Source organism: Alphaproteobacteria bacterium, assembly GCA_030680745.1.
Lineage (GTDB): Bacteria > Pseudomonadota > Alphaproteobacteria > JAUXUR01 > JAUXUR01 > JAUXUR01.
This window is the reverse complement of the sequence record JAUXUR010000060.1, coordinates 26357-38285: the sequence shown is the minus strand read 5'-3', so window position 1 is coordinate 38285 and position 11929 is coordinate 26357. Positions and strand designations below refer to the sequence as shown.

The following is an 11929-nucleotide window of genomic DNA, read 5'->3' as shown; positions in this document are numbered from 1 at the left end:
CTATTGATAAAGCGATCCCTCTTGGAAAAGACGGTAAGCCTATTGATAAAGCGATCCCTCTTGGAAAAGACGGTAAACCTATTGATAAAGCAATCCCTCTTGGAAAAGATGGTAAACCTATCGATAAAGCGATTCCTCTTGGAAAAGATGGTAAACCTATCGATAAAGCGATTCCTCTTGGAAAAGACGGTAAACCTATTGATAAAGCAATCCCTCTTGGAAAAGATGGTAAACCTATTGATAAAGCAATCCCTCTTGGAAAAGACGGTAAACCTATTCTTGGAAAAGACGGTAAGCCTATCGATAAAGCGATCCCTCTTGGAAAAGATGGTAAACCTATTGATAAAGCAGTGCCTCTTGGAAAAGACGGTAAGCCTATTCTTGGAAAAGATGGCAAACCTATTGATAAGGCCGCACCTCTTGGAAAAGACGGTAAACCTATTGATAAAGCAGCAATACCTGGCAAAATTGCAAAACCTGAGACTACAACTTTATTTCCCGGTGTAAAACCAACGCCAGGAAAAGATACAAAACCCGTTGATAAGGCTACACTTCCTGGAAAAGATACTAAACCAGCAATACCAGGGGCTGTGAAACCAGAACCCGGCAAACCTGTAATACCAGGAGCAGTTAAACCAGAACTCGGCAAACCTGCAGCGCCAGGAGAAGTTAAATCAGAACCCGGCAAACCTGTAATACCAGGGGCTGTAAAACCAGAACTCGGTAAACCCGCGATACCCGGCGCTGTAAAACCAGAACCCGGTAAACCTGCAATACCAGGCGCTGTGAAACCAGAACTCGGTAAACCTGCGATACCAGGCGCTGTGAAACCAGAACCAGGTAAATCTGCAGCTCCAGGCGCTGTGAAACCAGAACCAGGTAAACCTGCAATACCAGGTGCTGTGAAACCAGCTCCAACGCCTGTTAAACCTGATACCGCAACTTTGTTTAAAACACCTGGTAAACCTGCAGCACCAGGCGCTGTGAAACCAGAGCCAGGTAAACCTGCGATACCAGGCGCTGTGAAACCAGAACCCGGTAAACCTGCAATACCAGGCGCTGTGAAACCTGCACCTGCTCCAGGCAAACCTGCAGTACCAAGTGCTGTTAAACCGGCACCTGTTCCAGGCAAACCTGCAGCACCAGGCGCTGTGAAACCAGCACCAACGCCTGCTAAACCTGACACTGCGACTTTATTTAAAACACCTGGTAAACCTGTAGCACCAAGTGCCGTAAAACCTGCACCTGTTCCAGGCAAAACTGCTGTACCAAGTGCTGTTAAACCAGCACCTGTTCCAGGCAAACCTGCAGCACCAAGTGCTGTAAAACCTGCACCTGTTCCAGGCAAAACTGCTGTACCAAGTGCTGTTAAACCTGCACCTGTTCCAGGCAAACCTACTGCACCAGGAGCTGTAAAATCAGCCCCAACGCCTGTTAAACCTGATACCGCAACCTTGTTTAAAGCACCTGGTAAACCTGCTACACCAAGTGCAGTTAAACCAGCACCAGCACCTAAGCCTGTTGCACCTATTGCAAAAGCACCAGCGCCTAAACCTGTTGCTGCACCTGTTGCAAAAGCACCAGCACCTGCTCCTAAGCCTGTTGCAAAAGCACCAGCACCTGCGCCTAAACCTGTTGCAAAAGCACCAGCACCAGCGCCTAAACCTGTTGCAAAAGCACCAGCACCAACGCCTAAACCTGTTGCAAAGGCACCAGCACCTGCGCCCAGACCTGCGCCTGTTGCAAGACCTGCAGCACCCGCGCCCAGACCTGCGCCTGTTGCAAGACCTGCAGCACCCGCGCCCAGACCTGCGCCTGTTGCAAGACCTCCTGCACCTGCGCCCAGACCTGCGCCTGTTGCAAGGCCTGCGCCTGTTGCGAAACCAGTTGCACCAGCAGCAAAAGCACCGTGTAAACCTGGTGTAAAATGCTAAAACCTTGAATGGAGCCTCTCTCTAATAAAGAGGGGCTCATTTTTGGGTGAGGGCAGAATTATAAGTAAGTGTCTATTAATTTTTTAAAAGCTATCAATTGTCCTATTTTTTTTAATGTCAAACCTGAGGGAGAAATATTATGAAACATTCACATAAAAACACATCGACTTCTATTTCTATTAAGCCGATTCCTAAATTAGAACCTACGTTAAAATCAATGATGGAGACCTGGTCTAATGTTAAACCAAAACTTACAATAACACCAAAACCCATGACTGCTATTAAACCTAGTTTTAAACCAAACAAATTACGTGGTCACTAAATATAGTGAATGGCTTGTAAGGTATATTCAATTTCTACATAAGAATAATCAAGGAGGAAGACAATGAAAGTATTAAATTATAAAATTATTTTAGCTTTTCTGACTTTATTTTTTTTAGGATTCAATGAGAGTAAAGCGGAGCAATTGTCATATACGGAATCAATGATCGTTAGACCTACACCTATTGCATATTACTACGTTAATCATCCTTGTGAATTTTATGATTATCGTGTGACACACCCAAGAACATGCGGACAAAGATACAATTATTCCTATTATGATTATATCTTACCTTTTTCCTGGGATAGGCCTCATTACAGACATCACAGACCTTATTATAATTCTCGCCCATTGTGGCGTTACGGACATCATTATTCGAGACATTACAATTTAAGACATAACCGTTTTGGAAACCGCCATTTTAGGGGCCATCATCGACGCCATTAAGCTAAACAGAGGAGAAAAAAATGTGTAAAAAAATACTGCTTTCAGTTGTTGTTATGTTTGGCTTTATAAACGTTGGGTCTACCGAAATAAGAACAGATACTATCGCAGCTTTTGTATATGGGGATCCTTGTAGACATTATGATTTTAGATTACGAAACCCAGAACAATGTGATGTCGAATATGATTTAGGCGTTACCTTGTTTCCATTCTTTGGTGGGGATAGAGCGTATCACCATCATGGTGGTAATCAGCGTGTAGATAAACGTCATGGCGGCAACCACTATAAGGGGAATCATCACAATAAAGGTGGCAGTCATCATCGTGGTGGCGGCGGTGGTGGCAAACATTAAAGTGAGGGTAACATGCGTATTGTATTGAGTTTATTTTGTTTTGTTTTTACGACGTCTTTCCTTTATGGGAAGAATGCTCTTGTAACATATTTTGGTGCAGAAGAAACACAAATTGCACTACAAGATTGGGAAACAGGAAAGATAAAGCAAAAATTTGGCTTCAAGCTTGATACATTGAAAGCCTTTTATCATACACCCAGTCAAAAGTTGATCTTTTTTGCGCCAAATAGGACCGAATTTAGCATCTATACAGCAAATGCGAATACGTTTCTGAAATCTAACATTGGTATGGATGTTGAGTTCGTGTCTTATCTGGCTCAAAAGGATATATTTATTGCTCAAGACAATAAAACTTTTCAACTCATCTTGCTTCGACTTTCAACAGAACCCACACCTCAATTCACGATAATTGATCAAATACCTTTTCAAGAAAAGCTTATATCTTCTTTCAACGCTGAAAATAATAAATTTTATTTCTTAACTTCAAAAAAATTATACTTAATTGATTTTGAGAAAAACAATACATTGCACGAAGTTTATATGTTTAACGATTATAGTTTTAATAAAATAATCGCCGTACTTTTAGATAATACCATTTTCTTGCAAGCAAATAATTATTATGTGCATTTTGATTTAACAAGCAAAAAAGTTAAAGATCTTAAAAAAGGTTTCTTAGTGCTTTCTGAAACACCTGATATTGTTTTCATGTCTCATAGAGGAGATCAAGACAAAAACGTTATTATTAATAAAAAAACAAGAAATTTAAGACAAAACGCCGTTAAAAATCCAGCAGAAAAAATTATTTTTACGCCTGACAGTAAAAATGTTTATTTTTTAACACGAAAAAGCGTAAAACTTTACCAATTTAATGAAAATAAACTCATTCATAAATTTTCCTTCGGCAAAAATGCTGGTCAGATTAATTTATTCTTTATAGATTAAGAACTATTGAAAATTCACGACCAAATCATATACCGTGATTTGCAGACAAATACCAGGAACAAGTCGCAAAACTTAAGCAGAGGCGTTAGTTGAGCGGCTTAACGCGACCTAATATTTCCTCTAGGCACGTTACTATTTAAAAAGCAACAAGAAACATTAGTTATAATCATCAGATTTTAAATATTTTTTGTTGCAGTTACAATTTCCTTTTCAAAAAATATCTTAAATCAAATATATATTTTTTTATTGCTTGAGTTTTTCTTGAATTCAATGTATAAAGTTTTATATATATAAAAAATCAGAAAGAAGCAGTAACAATAAAATGTCTCAAGTAAATCCCAAAAACGAAAACCCGTTATGGGGTATTTTTTATATTATTACTGCAGTTTCTATGCTTGCAGTTATGGACGCTTTTACAAAACATGTAGCACCTCTTTATTCTTATCCACAAATTTTATTTTTCAGAAGTATTTTTAGTTTTATTCCTTTATATTTTTATCTTAAAAAATCAAGTCAACTTCATACGTTAAAAACAAAAAGACTCGGTTTCCATTTTTATAGAGGCATGATTAGTATTTTTGCGACTTATTGTTTTGTCTATGCACTTGCGAATATCCCCCTTGCGAGTATGTATGCCATTGAATTTGCAGCACCTATTTTTATAACAATTCTATCCGTTTTTATGCTTCAAGAACACGTTAATTTTGCGCGCTGGATAGCGGTTGTAGGTGGTTTTTTAGGCGTACTTTTTATTGTTCAGCCTGGCAGTGAAACATTTCAGTTGGCGTCACTTATCGCTCTTTTTGGTAGTTTCTTTTATGCTCTTGGCGGTATCCAAATTCGACAATTAAGCACAACAGAATCCTCTGGCTCAATTGTTTTTTATTTTCTTGCTTTATGCACAATCGTATCAGCTATAATGTTACCTTTTAGTTGGAAAACGCCGAATTGGTTTGATCTTATGTGCATGATCAATGTTGGTCTTTGTGGCGGTGTTGGCCAAATTTTATTCACTAAAGCTTTTAGTCAGCAAAAACTCTCCGTTATTGCGCCTTTTGGCTATGTAGGCATATTGTGGGCCGTTTTCTTTGGTTGGCTTTTTTGGAACGAAATTCCCGGCATGAACGAATGGATAGGAGGCGCTATTATTATAGTGAGTGGTCTATATATTACCTTCCAAGAACAAAAAGCTAAAAAATTGGCAAATGCCTTAGCAAATATAGAAAATGCTCCAAACTTAGAAAATGCCTTAGATTATGATATTGATGGTTCTATGCGTCGGGAAAATTAATGTAAATTTAGTACCTACGTTTTCCTGACTTTCAACTTCTAGGGCACCTTCGTGTAATTCTGTTAAAGCTTTAACAAGTGGTAACCCTAATCCTGTTCCCTTAATATCTTGATTTTCTAAAATATTGATTTGACCAAATGGTTCTAAAGCAAGCTTTAGTTCTTGAGGATTCATGCCAATGCCTGAATCTTCAATATTTATTACAATTTTTCCATCAATCATAGACGCAGATAATTGCACAAATCCTTTAGGAGGGGTGTATTTAATAGCGTTTGATAGTAAATTCATAATGATTTGGTTTATAATACGCTCATCAGCAAAAAAAAGAGGCATTTTTTCTTCTAATTCCAATGAGATAGTAATATCTTTGTTTTTTGCTAAAGCATTAAATAATTTTACACAAGAGGATAAAAGGCAAGATAAATCAATTTGTTGCTCATATAGGGTCATTTTACCAGCATGAAGCTTTGAATAATCAAGTATATCGTTTACAAGTGCTAATAAATGATCGCCCCCAATCTTAATAGCTTCAATATATTCCTTATAAATTGTAGGTTGAATGGGTCCATGAACTTCTTTTGCGATAAGCTCTGCATATCCTAAAATCGCATTGAGAGGTGTACGTAATTCATGGCTCATAAAATTAAGCATGTCTCCCTGACTTTGAAAAAAATTTTGATCTATTGATGCATTGTTTTTAATGATTTTTGTGGACATATAACAGCCTACCTACCCAATTTCGTTGTTTGATAACTTCTTTTTTTTAATTTAAACTATACCTAAATGATTTGGAAGCGCCGATTTTTAGGCATGAAATTTGAGGTGATTTTTGCTGCCAAAAATAACGACAGGTAATTGTTTTACCTTAGGAATTTTTGGTTCAAAAAGCGACCAAAGGTCACAGACTAAAAACGGTGGTTTTAGATTATTTAGGTATAGTATCAATGCAACTTAAAAAAGAATTTCAATAAATGCTTCAACATGAATTAATACCGATCCTTGAAAATCACGCTAAGTGGTTAAAGCATATGCCTGGTGGGGTTAAAGCGAATCTAAGCGGTGTCAATCTGACAGGTCTTAATTTCAGTGGAAAGAATCTTAAATCTGCAAAACTAACAGGCGTAAATCTAACAAATGCTAATCTAAGCGGCGCTGATCTATCGCATGCTGATTTGTTTTGCGCAACTCTAGATAAGGCTAATCTTTCAAAAGCACAACTTGTACGCACTGATTTAAGGGGGGCAAGTATAAAAGGTGCTATATTAAATGGTGCAAATATGAAAGAAGTTGATTTGCGAGGCGGCACACTTTTTTCATATGAACACAAAAATAAAGATGAATTTCGGACAGCAGATTTAAGCGATACACAACTCAATGATGTCAATTTGCATAATGCAAATTTAACGGGTGCTGATCTAAGTAATTCAAGTCTTGAAGGTGCAAATCTAGAATCCGCTATGCTTTCAGGCACAAATTTAAGTCATTCAAATCTTAAAGATGCAAATCTTAACAATGCAAATTTAGATCATACTAATTTATCACATGCAAATTTAACACATTGCTCTCTTCAAGGTGCAAATTTAAACGAAACAATATTGTTTCAAGCAAATTTAAAAGATGCTGATTTACGTGGCGCTAAAATTGATCATGTCGATTTATCAGTAGCTTATGTTAAAAATACAATTTTAAACCGGGAACAAGCATCACTTCCTGTTAAAACACAAGATATTCTCAATGCACATTATGAATGGATAAAATCAAACGGAAAATCTGGGCAGCGCGCCAGTCTTAATAATCAAGATTTAAGTTTCATAAATTTTTCTAAAGCTAATTTAAGTGGTTCAAATTTTAGAAACACAAAATTAGCGGGCGCTAATTTCTCACACGCTAATTTAATGATGGTTGATTTTACAAATGCTGAATTACAGGGCGCTAATTTATCGCATTCAAATTTATCCGGTACGATTTTTGTAAATGCACTTTTAGATAATGCAAATTTATCCGAATCAATCATGGGTGTTATTGATATTCATGATAATACGGGTCAAAAAACAGGTAAAAAATGGGCAACAACATTTCAAAAAGCCAATTTAAGCAAATGCAATTTAACAGGGGCTAAAATGCAAGATAGTAATATGGAAGATGCTATTCTGGATAATGCTATTCTTAATAATTTAAAGGCAACAAATGTTGATTTTTCGAAAAGTAAAACAAAAAATCTACCTTTGGATATTGAAAATATCTCGTCATCAAAAACATAAACATGTAAGCAAATGCACTATCAGTAACGGAGTATAAAATGGCTGCTTTAACAACACCTTCTGCACAACATAATTTTCAAGCAATTGATTTTAAATTAAAAGGAATAGATGATCGTTTTTATACGTTGCATGATATTCAAGGTGAAAAAGGAACGCTCATCATGTTCATTTGTAATCACTGTCCTTATGTTAAAGCTATCATTGATCGCATTGTGCGGGATGTGAAAGAGTTAGATGCTTATGGTGTAAAGTCTGTAGCAATCATGTCTAATGATTATATTACTTACCCAGATGATAGTTTTGAAAACATGAAACAATTTGCACGTTTACATGATTTTACATTTCCTTATTTATTAGATGAAACACAAGAGGTTGCAAAAGCTTATGATGCAGTCTGTACACCTGAATTTTATGGATTTGATCAACAAAATATCTTACGTTACAGAGGACGACTTGATGCATCGCGCAGAGAAGCTATCCCTGAAGCTAAAAGAGATTTATTTGATGCTATGGTTGAAATCTCAACTTTTAATCAAACCCCAATTGAACAATTTCCAAGTATGGGTTGTTCTATAAAATGGAAATAATACACTCAAGAAATACTGGCTTTTAAACTAAAAACCGCGTAGAGTATCATCGTATAAAGCGGTCAAAGCAAAAGAATAAGAGCAGAAACAAGGATGAGCAGATGAGCGATAATGATATTTTCAGAGAAATTGACCAAGATGTCGCCCAGGATAGAATGGTCCAATTTTGGAAAAAAAACCAAAAAATAATATTAAATTCAATTATTGCGATTCTTATTCTTGCGGGCGGTTATGGCGCTTGGGTTACATGGAATCAGCATCAACAAGAAAAAGATGGTCTTGATTTTGCACATGCTTTGGAACTTGCAAAAGATGGTAAATCTTTAGAAGCAGAAGCTGCCTTAACGGCGCTTAAGCAAAAAGGGTCAGAAGGTTATGCTTTACTTGCACGCTTAAAAGAAGCATCGATTAAAGCGAATAGTGACAAACCAAAGGCTATAGAGCTTTATGATTCATTGTCAAAAGATGCTAAAATTGATCCTTTGTTTAAAGATTACGCCCAATTAATGTTGGTTTACCTTCAAATAGACACGTTAGATGGTGCAAGTCTTGAAAAAATGATAGAACCCTTATTACATGAAAAATCTTCATGGCGTTTTTCAGCACTTGAACTTGCGGCCTTAGCTGCGCAAAAGGCGAACAATCTTGAAAAAGCCAAAACATATTTAACAGCAATTGTTGAAGATGCGCAGGCGCCTCACGCTATACGTGCGCGTGCTGGTGAAATATTAACACAATTTGACAAGTAGGCTTACAAATGCAATAGATAGGCTAATGTTGTAATATGTGACTACACCGACCCTTGGACTAACTGATCGAATTTCAGCAGCGTTTAGAAAGGTCTAAAATTGGCGTGAAATGTTTAATTGCATGAACACCAATCAGATAATGCATTCTGGATAGATTTTATACTGAACGTGGTCATAAAGATGACAGTTATAAAATATACCCGAATTGTTTCGAAATTGGGTCAAGAAGATGAGTGGTGAAGACTGCTGCGTGTACCTTTTTGTACATGAGCATGATGAATCCCGAAATCTGACGACCTCCGTGGGTTTGAAACAAGAGTGGTATAAATTTGATTATGGATTATATTAATGAGCCGTTCTTTTATTATTGCCTTTAAAACGCTTGTGCTGTTTGCAGGGCCACTTTTTGTATTATCTGCTTGTTCGCATAATGATCCACCTTTAGCGGGTGACCGACTGGCGATTCTTAAAACAAGTGAAAATCTTAAAGTAGATGAATCTCTTGAGGATTATAAGGTAGAAGTTTCTGAACCTGTTCCGACGCGTGAATGGACACAAAGCGGGATGGTTGCATCTCATTTGCTGCCTCATTTTGAACTTGCTTCTGCTTTATCTGTCGCTTGGAAAAAAGATATAGGTGCTGGGTCTCAACACAATCGTAAATTACTCTCTTTGCCAATTATTTCAGAAAACAAAATATACACACTTGATTCTTATGGAAAAGTTTCCGCCTTACGCACTGATAATGGTGCTTTATTGTGGCATTTTAATTCTAAACCTTCAAAAGAAGAATCTCCAATTGCCAATGGTGGACTTGCTTATGACACCCAAAAAATTTTTGTTGCAACTGGATTTGCGCAAATCATTGCGCTTGATGCTCAAACGGGCAAAGAAATTTGGCACCAAGACGTTTCAGCACCTATTCGCTCAGCACCAAGTGTAAGCGATGGTCGTGTTTTTGTTGTAACGATCGACAATACATTGTTTGCTCTTTCGCAAGAAAAAGGCGAGGTTTTGTGGACTCATGCAGGCATGACCGAATATGCAGGTCTATTAGGCGGTGCTAGCCCTGCGATTATGAATGATCTTGTCGTGGCGCCTTTTTCATCCGGTGAAGTCGTTGGTATCAAAGTTGAATCAGGTCATCCTTTATGGGGGGATGCCTTAACGTCTTTACGCAGAACAGATTCTGTATCAAGTATTTCAACAATCAAAGGCAATCCAGTCATTGACCATCAAATGGTTTTCGTTATTGGACATGGCAATCGTATGTTTGCCCTTAACGCCAAAACGGGCGAACAAATATGGGAAAAACATATTGGTGGATTATATACGCCTTTAGTTCATAAAGACGTTGTTTTTGTTGTTACGAACGAACACCAATTACTTTGTCTAAAAAAAGAAACAGGCCAAATTGTTTGGATTGAACCACTTCAAAAAACCCTATCAAAATCCTCACCTGCTATTACTTGGGCAGGTCCCATTTTGGCCCAAAATAAACTCTATCTAACAAATAGCCTAGGCAGTCTTGTTTCTTTTTCACCTATTACAGGGAAAATAATAGATTCTATACATTTTAAAGAAAATTTTCAGATGCCGCCCGTTATAGCTGGAAAAACAATGTATCTTTTGGCCGAAAGCGGCAAATTATACGCACTTAAATAGGTTTTGAATGCTTCGTCTTGCTATTATTGGTCGCCCTAATGTTGGGAAGTCCACTTTATTCAATCGTCTTGTCGGTAAAAAAGCGGCACTTGTTTATGATGAACCTGGTGTTACACGTGATCGCCAGGAAGAATTGGGTTCTATTGCTGATCTAGAATTTATCCTTATGGATACGGCAGGCCTTGACCATACGCCTGATTCTGACCTTCAAAGTCGCATGACAGAGCAAACCCTTAAAGCTATTGAAGGCGCAGATCTATTGCTTTTTGTTGTCGATGCAATTTCAGGCATTACGCCAAATGACACATTTTTTGCACGTCTTTTAAGAAGAACACCTAAACCCATTATTTTGCTTGCCAATAAATGTGAAGGCCGTAAAGGTCAAGAAGGTTTATATGACGCTTTCCGTTTAGGTATAGGCCAACCTATCGCGATATCAGCCGAACATGGTATCGGTATGGACGATCTTTATACAGAAATTAAAAAACATATGCCTACACCACCTGAAAAAGAAGTTTCAGAATTTGATGATGATGAAATCGAAGAAATTGAGATTGAGCCTAAAAAAAGGCCTTTAAAACTTGCGATTGTTGGCAGACCAAATGCTGGTAAATCAACTTTTATTAATAAATTGCTCAAAGAAGAAAGATTATTGACAGGACCTGAAGCGGGTATTACGCGCGATGCTATCGCTATTGATTGGGTCTATCAAGGTCGAGACATTAAACTTTTTGATACGGCAGGTCTTAGACGAAAGGCGCGTATTTCAGAAGCGCTCGAAACCTTATCAACAAAGGATACGCTTGAATCTATCAAATATGCTGAAATTGTCATTTTGATGGTGGATGCATTACTACCTTTGGACAAGCAAGATTTGCAAATTGCACGTCATGTTATTGAAGAGGGTCGTGCGCTTGTTATTGCGTTGAATAAATGGGATCTCATTAAAAATAAACGTGAATTATTAAGTGATGTGCAATACAAAGTTGATGAATCACTTAATCAAGCCAGAGGCGTCTCAATTATCCCAATTTCAGGGATTAATGGTGATAATTTACCAGAATTGATGAAGGCAACTTTCACCATTTATGAAAGATGGAATAAAAGAATTCCAACAGGTGAGCTCAACCGATGGTTGACAATGATGATTGAAGGGCATAGTCTGCCTTTAATAAAAGGAAGACGTCTTAAAATAAAATATGTGACGCAAATGAAGATGAGACCACCTACATTTGCAATTTTTATTTCACAAGATGTTGATTTTCCAGTTGCTTATGAACGTTATTTAATGAATGGATTACGAGAAGAATTTGGTTTAGAAGGTGTTCCTTTGCGTTTTTATTATCGCAAACCAAAGAACCCTTTTGCAAAAAAATGAGAT

12 protein-coding genes are annotated in these 11929 nt (G+C 37.4%); 11 read left to right on the top strand and 1 reads right to left on the bottom strand.

The features are described from left to right. The 6 genes from Q8L85_07085 to Q8L85_07060 form a co-directional block, all read left to right on the top strand. A partial coding sequence (locus Q8L85_07085) for a hypothetical protein (protein ID MDP1724451.1) occupies positions 1-1934 on the top strand: 1934 nt, incomplete at its 5' end. Between the two features lie 139 nt (positions 1935-2073). Further along, on the top strand, positions 2074-2256 hold the full coding sequence (locus tag Q8L85_07080) for a hypothetical protein (protein ID MDP1724450.1): 183 nt from the start codon (positions 2074-2076) through the stop codon (positions 2254-2256). 63 nt (positions 2257-2319) lie between these two features. Further along, complete coding sequence (locus Q8L85_07075) at positions 2320-2703, top strand: hypothetical protein (protein ID MDP1724449.1); 384 nt, start codon at positions 2320-2322, stop codon at positions 2701-2703. A 20-nt stretch (positions 2704-2723) separates the two neighbouring features. Next, a complete protein-coding gene (locus tag Q8L85_07070; GenBank protein ID MDP1724448.1) occupies positions 2724-3053 on the top strand; it encodes a hypothetical protein in 330 nt (109 codons plus the stop codon). 12 nt (positions 3054-3065) lie between these two features. Next, complete coding sequence (locus Q8L85_07065; GenBank protein MDP1724447.1) at positions 3066-3995, top strand: hypothetical protein; 930 nt, start codon at positions 3066-3068, stop codon at positions 3993-3995. 322 nt (positions 3996-4317) lie between these two features. Further along, positions 4318-5286, top strand: a complete 969-nt coding sequence (locus Q8L85_07060) for a DMT family transporter (protein ID MDP1724446.1) — start codon at positions 4318-4320, stop codon at positions 5284-5286. Here Q8L85_07060 and Q8L85_07055 read toward each other — a convergent pair. After that, positions 5245-6003, bottom strand: a complete 759-nt coding sequence (locus tag Q8L85_07055) for a HAMP domain-containing sensor histidine kinase (protein MDP1724445.1) — start codon at positions 6001-6003, stop codon at positions 5245-5247. The genes Q8L85_07060 and Q8L85_07055 overlap by 42 nt on opposite strands. Before the next feature lie 254 nt (positions 6004-6257). Between Q8L85_07055 and Q8L85_07050 the strand changes: the two genes are divergently transcribed. The 5 genes from Q8L85_07050 (at position 6258) to der (ending at position 11926) form a co-directional block, all read left to right on the top strand. Continuing rightward, positions 6258-7547 carry a pentapeptide repeat-containing protein gene (locus Q8L85_07050; GenBank protein ID MDP1724444.1) on the top strand — a complete coding sequence of 430 codons (1290 nt, stop codon included), beginning with the start codon at positions 6258-6260 and terminating at the stop codon, positions 7545-7547. 38 nt (positions 7548-7585) lie between these two features. Beyond that, positions 7586-8134, top strand: coding sequence for a thioredoxin family protein (locus tag Q8L85_07045; GenBank protein ID MDP1724443.1), 549 nt, complete (start codon positions 7586-7588; stop codon positions 8132-8134). Between the two features lie 101 nt (positions 8135-8235). Continuing rightward, positions 8236-8883, top strand: a complete 648-nt coding sequence (locus Q8L85_07040; GenBank protein ID MDP1724442.1) for a tetratricopeptide repeat protein — start codon at positions 8236-8238, stop codon at positions 8881-8883. Positions 8884-9231: 348 nt separating this feature from the next. Next, complete coding sequence (locus Q8L85_07035; GenBank protein MDP1724441.1) at positions 9232-10548, top strand: PQQ-binding-like beta-propeller repeat protein; 1317 nt, start codon at positions 9232-9234, stop codon at positions 10546-10548. Positions 10549-10555: 7 nt separating this feature from the next. Beyond that, positions 10556-11926 (top strand): ribosome biogenesis GTPase Der, encoded by a 1371-nt coding sequence (der, locus tag Q8L85_07030; protein MDP1724440.1) that lies wholly within the window; start codon positions 10556-10558, stop codon positions 11924-11926. Positions 11927-11929 lie beyond the last annotated feature (3 nt).